The 15,238-nt window shown below is 55.4% G+C and carries 16 protein-coding genes and 1 pseudogene; 7 read left to right on the forward strand and 10 right to left on the reverse strand.

The features are described from left to right. Positions 1–4 precede the first annotated feature (4 nt). Complete coding sequence (locus VEV40_RS17200; RefSeq protein WP_324834103.1) at positions 5–154, forward strand: hypothetical protein; 150 nt, start codon at positions 5–7, stop codon at positions 152–154. Here the strand turns inward: VEV40_RS17200 and VEV40_RS17205 are convergent. Further along, on the reverse strand, positions 132–758 hold the full coding sequence (locus tag VEV40_RS17205) for a Maf family protein (RefSeq protein WP_324834104.1): 627 nt from the start codon (positions 756–758) through the stop codon (positions 132–134). The two genes, VEV40_RS17200 and VEV40_RS17205, sit on opposite strands and share 23 nt — an antisense overlap. Positions 759–862: 104 nt before the next feature. On the opposite strand from VEV40_RS17205, the gene tdh reads away from it, so the two are divergent. Continuing rightward, entirely contained in the window at positions 863–1,897 is a 1,035-nt protein-coding gene (gene tdh / locus VEV40_RS17210; RefSeq protein ID WP_324834105.1) for an L-threonine 3-dehydrogenase, read from the forward strand. Positions 1,898–1,946: 49 nt separating this feature from the next. On the opposite strand, the pseudogene VEV40_RS17215 reads toward tdh, so the two are convergent. Continuing rightward, a pseudogene (locus VEV40_RS17215) lies at positions 1,947–2,249 on the reverse strand (alkaline phosphatase family protein); the annotation flags it as partial. A gap of 259 nt (positions 2,250–2,508) precedes the next feature. Further along, positions 2,509–3,003, reverse strand: coding sequence for a DinB family protein (locus tag VEV40_RS17220; protein ID WP_324834106.1), 495 nt, complete (start codon positions 3,001–3,003; stop codon positions 2,509–2,511). A gap of 156 nt (positions 3,004–3,159) precedes the next feature. On the opposite strand from VEV40_RS17220, the gene VEV40_RS17225 reads away from it, so the two are divergent. After that, complete coding sequence (locus tag VEV40_RS17225) at positions 3,160–4,560, forward strand: neutral/alkaline non-lysosomal ceramidase N-terminal domain-containing protein (RefSeq protein WP_324834107.1); 1,401 nt, start codon at positions 3,160–3,162, stop codon at positions 4,558–4,560. 54 nt (positions 4,561–4,614) lie between these two features. Here VEV40_RS17225 and VEV40_RS17230 read toward each other — a convergent pair whose 3' ends face one another. Beyond that, complete coding sequence (locus VEV40_RS17230) at positions 4,615–5,562, reverse strand: FRG domain-containing protein (RefSeq protein ID WP_324834108.1); 948 nt, start codon at positions 5,560–5,562, stop codon at positions 4,615–4,617. 236 nt (positions 5,563–5,798) lie between these two features. Between VEV40_RS17230 and VEV40_RS17235 the strand changes: the two genes are divergently transcribed. Next, positions 5,799–6,830 carry a hypothetical protein gene (locus VEV40_RS17235; RefSeq protein WP_324834109.1) on the forward strand — a complete coding sequence of 344 codons (1,032 nt, stop codon included), beginning with the start codon at positions 5,799–5,801 and terminating at the stop codon, positions 6,828–6,830. Positions 6,831–7,054: 224 nt separating this feature from the next. Here the strand turns inward: VEV40_RS17235 and VEV40_RS17240 are convergent, their stop codons facing one another. Together VEV40_RS17240 and VEV40_RS17245 are read right to left on the reverse strand one after the other, a co-directional pair. Then, entirely contained in the window at positions 7,055–7,837 is a 783-nt protein-coding gene (locus VEV40_RS17240; protein ID WP_324834110.1) for a hypothetical protein, read from the reverse strand. A 2-nt stretch (positions 7,838–7,839) separates the two neighbouring features. Continuing rightward, a complete protein-coding gene (locus tag VEV40_RS17245) occupies positions 7,840–8,628 on the reverse strand; it encodes an SDR family oxidoreductase (RefSeq protein WP_324834112.1) in 789 nt (262 codons plus the stop codon). Between the two features lie 177 nt (positions 8,629–8,805). Here VEV40_RS17245 and VEV40_RS17250 point away from each other — a divergent pair, with 177 nt between their 5' ends. Further along, the gene (locus tag VEV40_RS17250) at positions 8,806–9,888 is read left to right on the forward strand and encodes a class I SAM-dependent methyltransferase (protein ID WP_324834113.1); all 1,083 of its coding nucleotides are present in this window, start codon (positions 8,806–8,808) and stop codon (positions 9,886–9,888) included. A 206-nt stretch (positions 9,889–10,094) separates the two neighbouring features. Here the strand turns inward: VEV40_RS17250 and VEV40_RS17255 are convergent, their stop codons facing one another. After that, positions 10,095–10,529 (reverse strand): MmcQ/YjbR family DNA-binding protein, encoded by a 435-nt coding sequence (locus VEV40_RS17255; RefSeq protein WP_324834114.1) that lies wholly within the window; start codon positions 10,527–10,529, stop codon positions 10,095–10,097. Between the two features lie 93 nt (positions 10,530–10,622). On the opposite strand from VEV40_RS17255, the gene tyrS reads away from it, so the two are divergent. Then, positions 10,623–11,894 carry a tyrosine--tRNA ligase gene (tyrS, locus tag VEV40_RS17260; protein WP_324834115.1) on the forward strand — a complete coding sequence of 424 codons (1,272 nt, stop codon included), beginning with the start codon at positions 10,623–10,625 and terminating at the stop codon, positions 11,892–11,894. 14 nt (positions 11,895–11,908) lie between these two features. On the opposite strand, the gene VEV40_RS17265 is transcribed toward tyrS, so the two are convergent. From VEV40_RS17265 to VEV40_RS17275, 3 genes are read right to left on the reverse strand one after another with little or no spacing between them, the layout of a single operon-like run. After that, complete coding sequence (locus VEV40_RS17265) at positions 11,909–13,294, reverse strand: M48 family metallopeptidase (RefSeq protein ID WP_324834116.1); 1,386 nt, start codon at positions 13,292–13,294, stop codon at positions 11,909–11,911. Continuing rightward, positions 13,287–14,054 (reverse strand): septal ring lytic transglycosylase RlpA family protein, encoded by a 768-nt coding sequence (locus tag VEV40_RS17270; protein ID WP_324834117.1) that lies wholly within the window; start codon positions 14,052–14,054, stop codon positions 13,287–13,289. Before VEV40_RS17270 ends, VEV40_RS17265 begins: the two co-directional genes overlap by 8 nt. Next, on the reverse strand, positions 14,054–14,260 hold the full coding sequence (locus tag VEV40_RS17275; protein WP_324834118.1) for a hypothetical protein: 207 nt from the start codon (positions 14,258–14,260) through the stop codon (positions 14,054–14,056). Before VEV40_RS17275 ends, VEV40_RS17270 begins: the two co-directional genes overlap by 1 nt. A gap of 483 nt (positions 14,261–14,743) precedes the next feature. Here VEV40_RS17275 and VEV40_RS17280 point away from each other — a divergent pair, with 483 nt between their 5' ends. Beyond that, positions 14,744–15,217: a hypothetical protein gene (locus VEV40_RS17280; protein WP_324834119.1), complete on the forward strand. Its 474-nt coding sequence runs from the start codon at positions 14,744–14,746 to the stop codon at positions 15,215–15,217. Positions 15,218–15,238: the final 21 nt, after the last annotated feature.

A 15,238-nucleotide genomic window follows, 5' to 3' on the forward strand; every position in this document is an offset into this window, starting at 1 on the left:
TCAAATGCTGAAGCTGGTCGAATTCGGATTGCTGGCCGTATCGCTGCTCATCATTTTTGGGCTGGTGGCTTCGTCTCCGCGAAGCCCGCAGCCGGTTGCATCCGAAGCCAGCGAAGCAAAAGAAGCGGAGATCACTCCGCTGCGTAAGCTCTGACCGTCGCAGACTGTTCTTTTCGCAAGCGCTTTTCAGCGCCTTGCAACATATTGCTGACCAGCGCCAGCGGCAATCCAACCACATTGAAGTAGCAGCCGTGGATGCGCGGAATCCATACAGCCGCATATCCCTGAATCGCATAGGCTCCCGCCTTGTCCATTGGTTCGCCGGTTTGGATATAGGCTTCAATCTCAACTTCCGAGATGGTCGTCATGGTCACATAGGTCAACTCCGACGCAACTTCGATACCGGCTCGCGTCATAACCGCGACGCCCGTGATTACCGAATGCGTTGCTCCTGATAGCAAGCTGAGCATGCGTGCCGAGTCGTTTGCGTCTTTCGGCTTGCCGAGGATTTCTTTCGCAGGCGAAACGACAATCGTATCCGCGCCCAGCACGAGCAAAGGATCGTTTTCAGAATCAATTGCGGCTAGTTCAGCGAAAACGGACTGGGCCTTTTCCCGCGCGAGTCGCGTAGCGAATGCGATCGGTTCTTCTGCTGCGCGGCGCTCTTCCATAACCGTGGAAGCGTGCACTTGGAAGGTAAATCCGGCTTGAGTCAAAAGTTCCTTGCGGCGAGGCGATCCAGAGGCGAGTACAACCATGTTTCCAGATTAAGACATACCGCTAATCTCGGTATTCTGTATGCAGATTCTTTGGAATCGAGCCCTGGCCGTCCGCATGATAAAAAATTCTGTTGAGGAGATTCATGAAAGCTTTGGTGAAGAGCCGCGCGGAGCGCGGATTATGGCTGGAAGATATCGCGGAACCCACAATCGGCATCAATGACGTCCTGATTCGAGTGCGCCATACCGGCATCTGCGGAACAGACGTGCATATCTATCAATGGGACGAGTGGGCGCAGAAGACAATTCCCGTCCCAATGGCCATCGGGCATGAGTTTGTGGGAGAGATAGTCGAGGTCGGGTCGAACGTAAACGACTTCTATCCCGGCGACATCGTGAGCGGAGAGGGACATGTCACCTGCGGGCGCTGTCGCAATTGTCTTGCCGGGAGACGCCATCTGTGCGCGCACACGCAAGGCGTAGGCGTCAACCGGCCGGGGGCCTTCGCTGAATTTATTGCGCTGCCGATGACCAATATCTGGCGGCACGATCCCGGCATCAATCAGGAAGTCGCGGCCATCTTCGACCCATTTGGAAACGCCGTGCACACGGCCCTCTCGTTTCCTGTGCTCGGCGAAGATGTGTTGATTACCGGCGCCGGGCCCATCGGAATCATGGCAATTCCCGTGGTCCGTCATGCTGGCGCGCGCCACGTCGTCATCACCGATCTCAATCCTTTCCGCCTGGATCTGGCGCGCAAAATGGGCGCGACCCTTGCCGTGAACACAAAGGAAACACCCCTCGCCGAAGTGCAGAGACAGCTCCACATGAAGGAGGGATTCGATGTCGGGCTGGAGATGTCCGGCAACCCCGCGGCCATGCAGGAGATGATTGCGAACATGAGTCACGGGGCCAAGATCGCCATGCTCGGAATCCCTGCCAAACCCATGTCCATCGATTGGCGCGCGGTTATCTTCAACATGCTCACCATCAAAGGCATCTATGGACGCGAGATGTATGAAACCTGGTACAAGATGAGCGTCATGATCGAATCGGGCCTCGACATTTCACCCGTCATCACCCACCGTTTCAGCTACCGCGACTTTCAGGAGGGTTTCGACGCAATGATTTCCGGCCAGACCGGGAAAGTCATCCTCGACTGGATCAAGGTCGCGTGAAAGCCTGAACCGTACATTGCCTTCGAAGCCAAACCCCGATCTTTACGGGCTAAAAGCTCGTAGGAGTGCATGGACCATAGCCCAATGTAGATGGACTGGCCGGAGTTGGCGGCTGTGGCGGCGGCGCCCATGGAATCTCGGAGAAATCGAAGAATTCAAGCAGACTTGACTGGGCCGCGTCGCGCGCCGTCAGATGGGCGGAGCTGCCAATAAAGCGGTTCTCCACGAATTTGATGATTGCAGTGTGGTCCATGGGCGTATGCGAAACATAGTGACGCCGGGTGAAAGGTGAAATGATGATGTTCGGCACGCGGAACCCAAGCTGGGCGGCGAAGCCGGAGACTGCGGCAGCATCTCCGGAATTGGTCCCCGGGTCTCATTGGGGCTAGAAAAAAGCCGCGAATCAGATGTCCTGTCAGGAGGACTTGTTCAGGACAGCCGCACGCGACGCCCGATAGGGAGATTCAGCATCTTCTTTGTTAGTTTTCTGGCGCAGAAAACCGATTCCTGAAATGGGTGTTTCGCCACGAATCAGGGGCCCGTCAATATATAAATGTGCGAATGTGCAGGATGCTGAGGTCGGACTCGACGCACCTCGCCTGAGACTCGCTCTATGGATGGATGATTCGATGCAGGTCCAGCGATGGAGGCGATACGCTGGTCTGACTCAACATCACAAGAGCCTGTCCGCGATGGTGCGTCTGATGATTGAACATATGACTTACAGCGACGGATACTTCCTCCCGGTACTGCTGTCCTTTGCTGTTGGTGTAGTTGATCGAATGGTCTAAAAAGTCTGGGTTCGCACTCGCGAAGAATTCCTCAATCTGGATGTCGAGATCCTTCCTCGCTGAATACAATTCGGAAAAGTCTTCATATTGAACCGTGTTGAGAGCCGGGGTGGTGTGACCGCCTCCCTGCAGGCGTGACATCCAGATGCGATCGCCGAGCAGAATGTGATTGAGGAGCGCATGAATGCTGCCGAATGAGCCTTGCCGCTGCTTTCGATATTCCAAAGGGTCCAGTTGCGCGCACTTCTCATAGAGCCTTTCATTGGCTATGCGGTTGTAACGCGCAAGCATCTGAAAGTGGGTCAGCAGGCTCATGGATATAGTTTACAGGGCCTTCCTCGATGTTCTGGCTCCCACTAAAGACACAGCTTGACTGACTGAACTTCAGAAAAAAGCTTTGATTCTGCAGGAAATGCGTGAAGTAACAGGCAGTGTTGGGTAAGATTTCTGTGGTCAAAAGGAGCGCTTCGAATGAGTCGGTTGCGGTTCCTCTCCTCAGTCATTCTGATGCTTTCCAGTCTGCTCGCGGCACATGCGGCATTCGCCCAGGGCAATCTTCGCGTGGGCGCGGCGCGTGTCGATATAACCCCGCCCTCGGAGCCGGACAATCCTCCATCTGGTAAATATGCGCACGAAAAACTCTATGTGCGCGCCATCGTGCTCGACAACGGCGCAACCCGCGCCGCACTGATTGGAGCGGACCAGGGTGGTCTGCCCGAACAAGTCTGGCTGACGGCCTCGAAACAGATCGCTGCGGAACTGAACTGTCCCGTGGAGAACATTGTGATGTCTGCCACGCACACGCACAGTGGCTGGGGGCCCGGCGGCTTTCCCGGCATGCGCGGCTTGGCGCCCAATCCCAACGCACCGCCGCCTCCAATCGTCGGCCACATTCTGGACGCAGTGCGGCAGGCGAAGGCTAATCTGCAACCGGCGCGCGTTGGATTCGGCACCGGTCATTCCTATCTGAACGTGAATCGCGATGCCATCGATCCTCAGACCCATCTCTGGACGCAGGAGCCGAATCTCGAAGGCTCGTCTGACAAAACCGTGGCTGTGGTTGAATTTGTCGGAGCGAATGGCGAGCCGATCGCCGTCTACATGGACTACGCGATGCATCCAGTCAACGGCTTTCTGACGGGAATCACCAGCGCCGATTTCGCGGGAGCGACTTCTCGTTACGTGGAGCAGGCCTTTGATGACAAAACGGTCGCGGTCTTCGTGCAGGGCGCGAGCGGCGACCAGAACCCGCTTTATCTCCGCGCGAGCACGAACACTCTGGCTTCTCGCAGCGGCGTACCCATCACCGGCTACGTGCTGACGCGCGAACCAGTAGAGGCGCCGATTCGAGATGGAAAGGTCAAGCCCACGCCGCCTGATCCGAAAGTGCGCGACGCGCTGGAGCGCGTCATGGAAAGCGAAGGCGTCCTGCTCGGCGAAGAGGTGATACGCGTGACGAGCAATATCGAGAGGCTGAATGCGAGCCCAGGCATTACCGGAGAGCAGAAGATGGTCACGTGCCCGGGACGAAAGCGCACCGACACAGCCCGCGAAGGCACGCCGGGAACTTACGAAGACGGCCCTCCCGTAGACATTCGTCTGGGCGTGCTGCGCATCGGAGATATTGCGCTCACTTCCGTGGATGCGGAGTTATACAGCGAGATCGGGAAACGCCTGAAGCGCGAATCGCCCATGGCGAATACGTTTATGGTGACGCTCGCCGATGGGATGGCAAATTCCGGCTATATTCCAAACGACACCGCGTTTGGGGCATATACGTTTCAGGTGCTCGGATCGAGGCTAAAGCCGGGCTGCGCGGAAACAGCGATTGTGAATGGATTGCTGGATTTGATTACGACGAGCGAGAAGTAAAGGGACTGCTACTCAAGCCAAACAGGGGCTTTGATAGGTAACCCTGCGGTGGCATCATTTCTTGAATTTTGTTCGTCTTTTCAAGATGTCCCAGAGTTGATCCACCTCTCGCCCCAAGCCGTCGAGGTCTGGAAAGATCACTGATTCCGTCATGCCGGAATCGCGAAGCTGAATCTTCATCGCGGCAACATTTTTCTTCGGTATCGTGATGCGCCAAATCGGCGCGTCTTTTCTTGCTGCCCAGTTGATCAGCCAGTTTTTGTAGGAGCCATACACCATGAAGCGGCTTCGCTGAGCAGCTACTCTACGGGTGATCTGTGGGAATTCTAGAACCAGAGGTTCAATCGGCAATTCGGGTATTTCAATTTTCGACGAATCAAGGCTCTTGCTTTCCTTAAGAAAATGTCTGCCGGGTAGATAAACTTCATCCCATTCTTCGGCGCATTCGTGGCCTTTTTTCATGCGGCCGATTCTATATTTCCTCCAACTTTTCTTAATTTTCTTCCAAGACGGAAGCCCCTTTAAATCATCCATCAGACCCCATGGGTTAAGCACGTATACAAAACCGCCATCGGTTGCATCCAAGCTGCTCTTAACCGCGAAATGGACAGCCATCAATGCCCCATCCGACCAATCCAACAATCTAGTTGGCGCATTGTGATGTTGCATAAGAAAATACCAGTCCCAATCATCCACATCGTCATGGTCGTACAATTGGGCTCCGCAGCGTTGAAATTCCTCGTGAAGGTTTCTCTCTTCCCGCAGTAAGGATTTCGATACGGTTCCTATCGCTTTGAGAAGGTGACGATACAGTTTTGGCAGCAAAGTTGATGCTTGGTGCTTCCTATCTTCTCCGCGGAACCACAACTCTTGATCCGTGGCAAGTCGCCAGACCTTTCGTGCGCTCCGAATTGTTTCCATCACCTCGTCGATAGATCTTGCAGTTCTTTGCTCCACCTTGCTGCTGCCCCCGCTATTAACACGATTTCCAGCCTCGATCATAAGCCGGATTTAGCCGGAATCCGTCTAGGACGGCGGCTCATTCAAGCCTTCGTTTGGCTGCGTGGGGCAGTTTAGCATCTCAAGCCAAGAAGGCTTGAATGGGAACCGACACGACTCACATGAGCCGAAAGATCTGTGAACCAACATTCACAATCATTCGCCCATATATTCAGCCCAATTTAAGGAAACAGAAATAAAGTCATCTGGAGATCGTGTTTGGTCCGGAAAGGAACATCATGCGGAAGCAGACGAAGCGGCGTTTAGCAGGAATGATTGTCGGCGCAGCGCTGGTCCTGGCTGGCGGCATAACTGCACAGGCGGAAAACCCCTATCACGTGCAGAACACATGGAAGATCGGTGGCGACGGCGGATGGGACTATCTCACCGTGGACGCTGCGACGCACCGGCTCTTTGTTCCCCGCTCCACACACACCATGGTCATCGACGCCGATTCAGGCAAGGTGCTGGGAGACATTCCCGGGCAGACAATCGCGCATGGCGTGGCCATCGCCCCCGGTGCAGGGCGAGGCTTTATTACCGACGGAGGCGGCGGAGGCGGCATCATCGTCTTCGATCTGAAAACTTACGCCGTGCTGGGTAGGATCGCGACCATGCCGGACTCCGATGGCATCATCTTTGATGGGAGGCAGAATCTGGTCCTGGCTGTCTCCGGCGATGGCGGCGCGCTGATGACCTTTAAGCCTGACATCGATCCCAAAAACGGTAAGATCGATCCCCCTATCGAACTCGGCGGAGCACCTGAGTTCCTCGCTTCCGACGGCACAGGCAAGGTTTACATCAACCTGGAAGATAAAGATCTTGTTGCGGTCGTAGATCTGCATTCTCGAAAGGTCACCGCGCGCTGGCCGGTCGCTCCTGGCGGACACCCCGTCGGCATGGCCTTCGATGCCAAAACGCATCGGCTCTTTGTCGGCTGTCGCAATCCGCAAAAACTGGTTGTGATGAACGCCGAGGACGGCAAGGTGGAAGCAGCTCTGCCAATCGGAGCAGGCGTCGATGCCACAAAGATCATGGACAACAGGGCTTTCGCAAGCTGCCGCGATGGCTCTCTCATTGTCGTATCCGAGAAGGCGGGCAAGTTTGATGTTGAACAGGTTGTGAAAACACCGGATGGTGCGCGGACCATGGGCGTTGACGAGACCTCGCATCTCGCCTATTTGCCAACCGCGGAATTGGAACCTGCAACAACCGGACGCCCCAAGCCTAAACCGGGAACATTCATGATCGTCGTCGTTGGCCGCCAGTAGGCACTCAAGGAGGCCAATAACGGCATTCATTAGGGCGGTAATGGTAAGGAATCAAAGGCGCCAATCACAGAAGTCGTCTTCGATCACCTTCCCAGTCCGCAGGCCATGTGCATCCGCACAATCCCCAAGCCATGCGGGGCGTGTTGTGAGCAATGCCAATAGCGGACCGCCGGGGCGAGAAGGACGATGCCGCCGTGTCCGCCGGGGGACCTGAGCTCTGTGCCCTATTTCTTGATCTTCGCAACCGTGGCATCCACATCAAACGCATTTGGCGGAAGCTGTACATTGTAGGCGGCCTTATAGACGAACCGCTGGTTCGTCATATCGCCGTTATGGAAGCGGGTAATGCCAAACGGGGTAGGGATGCCATCCACCACATGGTAGTCGTCGTACTCTTCGACTTCTTCATTCTTATCCTTATAGACCGGGTCTCGCCACTGAAACGTCCGACGCAGTGGAAGGTGCGTGTCGGCATCCATTTGGATGGTAATCGAGTCGTTCGTCGAAGAAATCAGAGTCACCTGGTCAGCCAGATGCCGCTCCGCCAGCGATTGTCCATCCCATAGCAGCATCGTTCCAGGATCTTTCATCCAGACCTTGACTGCCACTTCAATCGAGTGGTCGCGCCGGCGAAAGAAATCGTCTTTCTCTTCGGGCGGCAACGCTCGTTTCCCGCGATAGGTGATCTCCCATCCGTCATTCTTGCCGAGGAAGATGTCCACCACGTCGCGCTTCTTCGTTAACTCAACGCGGTCCTTGTCCGGAAATACGTGATACCAGTAGAAATCGCCGATGGCTCCCGTAGGCTTGCCCTGATAGAAGCCCGACGTGCGTCCCTCGATGTAAGTGTTCTGCAGATTCAGCCAGCGGTCACCGCCCAGTGCCTGCACCATCGCATCAAGCGCCGCGCGGGCTTTTTGGGTATTGGCGTCCTGCGGGTTGTTCTGCGCTCCGAGCGGAATTGCCAGCAGTACAACGCAAATGACTGAGAGCAAGGACTTTTTCATCTTCACCCAACCAGAACCGCACCACCATTTACATTAACAATCTCGCCGCTCATAAAGCCTGCGAGCGAAGTGCAGAGAAACAAAATCGGCCCGGCAATCTCTCGCGGAGTCGCGATGCGCCCCAGCGGAATCGTGCCGAGTATCTTACGGCTCAATACCGGATCATTCATTGCAGGCGCGGACATCTCCGTTGCCACCCAGCCCGGCGCAACGCAGTTTACATAAATTCCTTCACTCGCGAGTTCACTCGACAGACTCTTGGTAAGACTGATAAGCGCGCCCTTCGTCACCGCATAATCGGTGTGGAAGGCCTCGCCACGTTGCCCGGCAGTCGAACTGACAAGAACGATGTGTCCGGCTGCTGGACTGGTTTTCGGCTGTTTCTCCATCTGCCCCACTGCCGCCTGCACAAGCCCAAAGACGCTGTCGAGATTTACCCCGAGCGTCTGCCGCCACTGGGCATCAGGCATCGAAGCAATCGGCGCATCCTCCGGCGGCCAGATGCCATGATTCACCACCAGGCAGTCCAGCCGACCAAACCGAGCGACTGCTCTCTCAACGAGCGCCCGCCCGTCTTCCGCTAAAGATAGGTCCTGCTCGAAAGCGATGCAGTTTTCGCTGCCGCCGCACTCAGCAACCAGTGCTTCGGCCCGGCTCTGCGCAGTTCGATAATTGAAGGCAACTTTCGCCCCAGCTACGCGAAACAGCCGCACGCACTCAGCGCCGATGCCGCGCGAGCCACCGGTAATCAGCGCCACTCGTCCATCGAGTGACAAGCGAACTCCACTCATGTCTTCGACGCTAATTGAGCCTGCGAAAGCAATCAAGAACCAGCCTACAAACTCTTGCGACTATCGATTCCAGTCACTATGATGTCAATGCTCGCTCCGCGGACGGTATTTCTCCGCTCTATTTGTTCAGGCCATTTCCCCGATCCAACCCGCGGCAATCCAACAGGAGGAATTTTCATGACAACTGCAGCCGCGACTCCACGTCCAGTTGACACAGACAAACTCCATCAGTTGCTTCATCAGGCCGTCGTTGACATGGGCGCCGCCATGCAATCGACGCTCATCCTCATCGGAGACCGTCTCGGCCTCTACCGGGCGATGGGCGATTGCGCCCCGGTAAGCGCCGCCGAGCTTGCCCGTCGCACCGGCACCGATGAGCGCTACATCCGCGAATGGCTCAACGCCAACGCCGCCGGCAAATATATCGAATATGATGCCCCATCGGACACCTATTCCATGACACCGGAACAGTCCTTCGCTCTGGCTCAGGACGATACCGCCGTGCATCTGCCCGGCTTCTACCACATGCTTGCCTCGTGTATGAAAGACGAGGAGAAGCTCACCGATATCTTCCGTACGGGCAAAGGTTTCGGCTGGCACGAGCACGAAAAAGGACTCTTCGAGGGCTGCGAGCGCTTTTTCCGTCCCAGCTATCTCGCCAACCTGACCACAAGTTGGATTCCCGCGCTGGAAGGCGTGGAAGAAAAGCTCAAAACTGGCGCGCGCGTTGCCGATATCGGCTGCGGCCATGGCGCATCGACGCTTCTGATGGCGAAGACTTATCCAAAGTCGGAGTTCTTCGGCTTCGATTACCACGACAAGTCCATCGAACAAGCGTCTGAGAAAGCAAAGTCTGCCGGATGTTCTGACCGTGTTCACTTCGATGTTGCTCCGGCGAAGTCTTTTCCGGGCAAAGATTACGATTTCGTCGCGTGTTTCGACTGCCTGCACGATATGGGCGATCCCACGGGGGCCGCGGCACATGTGAAGCAGTCGCTCGCCAACAATGGCACCTGGATGATCGTCGAGCCAATCGCGGGCGATGACATCACCTCCAATCTGAACCCGATTGGCCGTATCTACTACGCGGCCTCGACCATTGTCTGCGTGCCGGCTTCGCGTTCGCAGGAAGTTGGGCTGGGACTGGGAGCGCAGGCTGGAGAGAAACGCATTCGCCAGGTTGTTACGGAGGGAGGCTTTACGCACTTCCGCCGCGCTTCAGAGACTCCGTTCAACATGGTCTTTGAAGCAAGGGCGTAAACACTCCTAGAGCAGCTAAAGCTGGCAGAACATAGATGTCATCCTGAGCGCAGCGAAGGATCTGCTTCTAGCGCAACGCAGGGCAGAAGAAAAGCGGGTTCCTTCGGCTTCGCTCAGGACAAGCTCTTCGACTGTGCTCCACTTCGTTTCGCTTCGCTCAGGATGACAATTCAATAGTGAATTGCGGCTAGCATAAAGAACGCAAACTACTTCTGCTTCTTTTTGGAAGCCAAGAGCTTCTTCCTGTCTGCAATAAGTTTTCGTCGTTGCGCCGAAGGCATGGCCAGAACATCCTTCGTGCGCTTCGGCAGTTTGGCGAAGACCTGCTCATAGGCGCGAGTCAATAGTGCTTCGAGCTCGCGCGGTGGCAGAGCATCCCAATGCTCAAGACAGACCCAGTAGATGCGCGCCATGTACGGTGCAGGAATGACACCCTCGTTTTCTAACAATTCGTTGTAACGGTCGGCCCCGGCATGGAACGACAGCACGCCTTTGCTCCTGCTGTCGAGACTGACCACCGCAAACATCTTTCCTCCAATGGCCTTGTCTCCTGCCCAGAAGACAAGGGTCTCGCCCCACTGCATCGTCTCTTCGACGTGCGGCAGCTTCAGCAGAAATTCGCGCAGCCGTTCAGCGTCCATCGATATTCATTATGCGCCGAAAGGCGAGAATGCCTGGATAGCCCGCCCTGAGATGAGTCGAAGGGGCCAGTCCCAAATATACTGAAGTGAGCAATGGCACAATTTCTTCCCATCGATGAACAATTAGACCTGCTGCAAAAAGGAGCGGCGGAGATCATCCGCGTCTCCGACCTGCGCGAGCGCCTGGAAAAGTCGCGTCAAACCGGCATCCCCCTGCGCGTCAAGGCCGGGTTCGATCCCACCGCCCCAGACCTGCACCTCGGACACACTGTGCTGATGCGCAAGCTCAAGCACTTTCAGGACCTCGGCCACCAGGTCGTCTTTCTCGTCGGTGATTTCACCTCTCTCATCGGCGATCCTACGGGACGCTCGGTCACTCGCAAGCCGCTGACCCGCGAGCAGATTGACCAGAACGCCAAGACCTATACCGACCAGGTATTTCGCATTCTTGACCGAGATAAGACCGAGGTCCGCTTTAACTCGGAGTGGCTCGACAAGCTGGGATTTGAGGGCATTATTCGTCTCGCGGCAAAATTCACCGTTTCGCAGATGCTCGAACGTGACGAGTTCCACAAACGCTTTCAGGAAGAGAAGCCGATCTCGCTGCATGAGATGCTCTATCCGTTGGCGCAGGGCTACGACTCAGTCGCATTGAAAGCGGATGTCGAGCTTGGCGGCACCGACCAGAAATTCAACTTACTCATTGGCCGCGAATTGCAGCGCCACTATGATCAGCCCTCGCAAATTGTCCTGATGACACCGATCATCGAAGGACTTGACGGCGTTCAGAAGATGTCGAAATCGCTCAATAATGCGATAGGGATTCATGAGCCGCCGCAGGAGATGTATGGCAAACTCATGTCCATTAACGACGAGTTGATGTGGCGCTACTGGACGCTCCTCACCGACCTACGCCAGTCAGAGATCGACAAAATGCAGGCTGATGTGGCCAGTGGTGCGCTGCATCCCATGGAAGCCAAGAAGATGCTGGCGCGGACGATTGTGGCTGACTTTCATTCTGAGGAAGCGGCAAAGGAAGCAGATGAGAATTGGGCGAAACAGTTTCAACAAAGAGAACTACCGGAAGATTTAGAAGAGGTAAAGCTGAAATTATCTGATGTATCAGGTGGGACTCCGGGAGCCATTCCCGATGGGCATATGTTAACTATCCGTCTGGATCAGGTTTTGACTCGCATCAGTCTCGCGCCATCGGTCACCGAGGCTGGCAGGCTCATTCGAGCTGGTGCCGTGAGAATTAATAGCGAACCTGTTCGCGAAACACGGATGGAAATGAACGGAATTAGACTCCCACTTCGATGGCCGATTCGAGTAGGCAAGAAAGCAAAAATCGCAGTTATCGAATGAAGAAGGGTGAATCGTCATTCTGAGCGAAGCAAAGAATCCAGAGAATGCCGACCTCTGCAAAGACCCTTAATGCTTTCTTGCAAGAAGCTTGAAACAGCTCGCGAGATGGAGCATCGCATGGATTCTTCCTTCCGTTGGTCGTCAGAATGACGGCGTTTTATTCTTCGACAAGCAAACTCCTTCCTGAAATACCTCGGCTCATTGCCTATGACCCAAGGGTCGTATCCCGCGGCAAACCTTTTTCGCTCGCTGGTCGAGGGATGGCTATAGGTCCACCACTCTACAAACTTGTTCGGCGAGGGATTTTCCAGCCATATCTCGCCAAGATGCTGAAAATCCTGCGTTGCTATCTGCTGCGGATCGGCCACCAGTCCGTGTATGACTTCCTGGCCGTAGACATCGGCTTGGTGTTCGATTCGACGGCTGAAGGCGTTCCCAATCGGCTCGGCGAGAAAGCTCAATAGCGTCATGAGCAGCAACACAAGCCCCACCGAGGCCCAGTCATCGACGGACCGAATGCGCCATGTGTCCCCGTAACGCGTCACCATCCATCGCAGCAGGCGGTATGCGATCCAATAGAAAACAAAAATCAGCACAGCCGAGAAAATCAGCCCTTTCACGATATGGCGCAGCACATAATGCCCCTGTTCATGCCCGTAGATGAAGAGGATTTCATCTGTTGAGGCCAGCTTCAGCGTCGTGTCCCACACGACAATGCGTTTCGAGGAGCCAAAGCCCGTCACATAAGCATTCACTCCGGTTGACTTCGCGCTGGCATCCATCAGGAACATGCGCGACGGCGGAATATCAATCCCGCCTTTCGCGGCCACGCGCTCCAGTTGCTCGACCAGGGCGGGATCACTCTTTTCCAGAGGAGAGAAGTGATTGAACAGAGGATCAATGAAGACAGGCAGAGCATAGATGCCCAAAACTTCTACCGGAATCGTGATCAGCCAGAACCACAGCCACCAGCGCCGGGGCGAATGCCGTATGAGAGCGTAAAGGCAAGCAAGAGCCAGCGTTCCGAACAGAATGAGCAGCAGAGACGACAGACTCCAGTCGCGGAACCATCCAGTCCATTGCTGAATTGACAATCCATAATGCAGGGAAACGGCATGCGAGGCAGCTTCAATCGGCAGGCCGATGAGCGAGAACAGCGCCAGCCACACCGGAACCACCAGAAATCCACGCAGCCATGCACTCTGCGTCAGCGATGCCGCCCATCCGCCGACGCCCTCGCCAAGCCCCCATCGCACGAGCAGCCAAAGGATCAGAAGAGTCCAGGCCACGCCGCCGAAATGCAGTGCCGTCCGCCAGTTGCTTAAATGAATCGCTTTTTCCAGCTTGTCAAGAGGAAGCGTGTAGGTAGATGAAATGATCCGGCTCGCTATTTCAATCAAGCCGCACCAGGTAAGCCTCACCCTCTTCCGGCTTCAATTCCTTCGCGATCTCAACGGCGCGGTCTTTGTCGTCGTTCAGTGGACGAATCCTCACCCAATGGCCGGTCGGCCCGGTAAATTCAATTACATTCGCTGTGTGATATTTGCGCTCCAGATGCTCTTCAAGCTTCACCGCCTCTTTCTCTTTACTGAAAGCGCCAATTTGTACGCACCAGCGTCCGCCTTCGTCAATCGGCCTGGGCGCGGCGTATACGTCGATGCGCACCTGCGCTGTTCCGGGCCGCCACACCCCTATCACTTTAGCGGAAGCGACAGAGAGATCCAGCACGCGGTCGGGCACGAATGGCCCGCGATCGGTAATCCGCATCACTGCCGATTGCCCGGTTTGTAAATTCGTTACACGTATCAGTGACCCCATTGGAAGCGTGCGATGCGCTGCCGACAACGCATTCTGGTCGAAGATCTGTCCGTTAGCCCCGCGACGATTGTGGTACGGCGGTCCATACCAGCTTGCAATTCCTGTTTCCGAATAAATCGGTGTGTGCGATTCGACGAAAGCTTCGTCTGCTGTTTGCTCTGTGGGTGCTGCATTGGTTGCCGACGCAGTTGAAGATGGCGCCTGTGATGTTACGGCAGGCGCAGGCTCATGCAGCGTCGGCGGAGTCGGTGGTGGAGGCGCATAGACCGCCTGCCGCTTATGTCCACAACCAATGACAAATGCAAGACCTAAGAAAGCTGCCGACCCGATCAGTTTTTTCACTATTTCCGCTCCAGATGGTCAGCGAGCTTTCGCAATTGGTCGGCGGCGATCCGCAGCGCTTCGGATGAGTTCTGTCGCACCTTCGGAACGACCTCGTCATTCAGATAAGTGATGACCCTGCGCACTTCTTCTTCGATGCGTGGAGCCGCATTGTTGATATGCTCATCGACCTTGCGTCCGAAGTCCTCAAATGGAGTGCTGGGCATGAATGCGCGTTCCTGTACCACTCTCAGTGTGCTGTTTGCTCGATTGAGAGGTCAACGGCTCTTACACCACAGGTGCCTAAGCCGTTAACTTGCAGCAGTCATACATCCATGGCCTTGGAAAGGCCTTCCAATAAGTGGTTTAGCAGCTCGTAAGTTGGTTTAGCTGCTCGCATATAACTAAACATGGAATTCAGTAGACTTGCGGTTTACTCGCACACTCTTCAGCAAGGAACATTACATCCGATGCTTTCAACGCTCACGTGTTTTTATGCAGGCCTCATAACGCTGGCACTTGCTTCGATTCCTGCCCTCGCACAGCAAGTGCATCTTCCCGATGCTCCCAAGCCATATACGACAGTAAGCAACACATCACCTAGAATAAAAAAAAGTGGCTGGTCTAACGCTGTTCAGCCTGGCGAAAAGAGCCAGCCGCTTTCCATAAAGGAGAAGCTCCTTTTCCCAATCCACGAAGAGCTCCTTCCTTTGAGCTGGTTTTCCACTTTTTTCTCTTCTGGATGGGAACAACTCACAGATTCCGACCCGAGATACGGTGTGGATTCCGGAGCCTACGGGCAGCGACTGGGCGCGGCCGTGGTCCGCGGCTTCAACATGCGCGTTTTCTCCGATGGAGCCCTTCCTGCCCTGCTGCATGAAGATCCGCGTTACTACCGCAAAGCCCATGGATCGATTGTGCACCGGGGCCTGTATGCGGCCTTGCGGGTGTTTGTCGGCCAGCGTGATTCAGGTGTGTCAGTATTCAATACTTCGGTAGTGGTGGGCCACGGGATGGCTTCTGCGCTGACGATGGCCTACTATCCCGACAAAAGCTCCAATACAGCCGTCGTCTTTAAGACTTGGGGTTTTTCTCTGCTAGGCGAGGCAGGCGGCAACCTCTGGTTGGAGTTCTGGCCTGATGCCCATGAAAGACTGTTCCGGCGTCACCATAGCGATGAGTAGCCGAATCTGGGAGGGAAAAAT

Origin of the sequence: Alloacidobacterium sp., assembly GCF_035631355.1 — a bacterium.
Classification (GTDB): domain Bacteria; phylum Acidobacteriota; class Terriglobia; order Terriglobales; family Acidobacteriaceae; genus Alloacidobacterium.

Bases quoted from the DNA above. Each gene is read 5' to 3' on its own strand.
- VEV40_RS17200 (WP_324834103.1), top strand. From the start codon at position 5: ATGCTGAAGCTGGTCGAATTCGGATTGCTGGCCGTATCGCTGCTCATC.
- VEV40_RS17205 (WP_324834104.1), bottom strand. From the start codon at position 758: ATGGTTGTACTCGCCTCTGGATCGCCTCGCCGCAAGGAACTTTTGACT.
- tdh (WP_324834105.1), top strand. From the start codon at position 863: ATGAAAGCTTTGGTGAAGAGCCGCGCGGAGCGCGGATTATGGCTGGAA.
- VEV40_RS17220 (WP_324834106.1), bottom strand. From the start codon at position 3,003: ATGAGCCTGCTGACCCACTTTCAGATGCTTGCGCGTTACAACCGCATA.
- VEV40_RS17225 (WP_324834107.1), top strand. From the start codon at position 3,160: ATGAGTCGGTTGCGGTTCCTCTCCTCAGTCATTCTGATGCTTTCCAGT.
- VEV40_RS17230 (WP_324834108.1), bottom strand. From the start codon at position 5,562: ATGATCGAGGCTGGAAATCGTGTTAATAGCGGGGGCAGCAGCAAGGTG.
- VEV40_RS17235 (WP_324834109.1), top strand. From the start codon at position 5,799: ATGCGGAAGCAGACGAAGCGGCGTTTAGCAGGAATGATTGTCGGCGCA.
- VEV40_RS17240 (WP_324834110.1), bottom strand. From the start codon at position 7,837: ATGAAAAAGTCCTTGCTCTCAGTCATTTGCGTTGTACTGCTGGCAATT.
- VEV40_RS17245 (WP_324834112.1), bottom strand. From the start codon at position 8,628: ATGAGTGGAGTTCGCTTGTCACTCGATGGACGAGTGGCGCTGATTACC.
- VEV40_RS17250 (WP_324834113.1), top strand. From the start codon at position 8,806: ATGACAACTGCAGCCGCGACTCCACGTCCAGTTGACACAGACAAACTC.
- VEV40_RS17255 (WP_324834114.1), bottom strand. From the start codon at position 10,529: ATGGACGCTGAACGGCTGCGCGAATTTCTGCTGAAGCTGCCGCACGTC.
- tyrS (WP_324834115.1), top strand. From the start codon at position 10,623: ATGGCACAATTTCTTCCCATCGATGAACAATTAGACCTGCTGCAAAAA.
- VEV40_RS17275 (WP_324834118.1), bottom strand. From the start codon at position 14,260: ATGCCCAGCACTCCATTTGAGGACTTCGGACGCAAGGTCGATGAGCAT.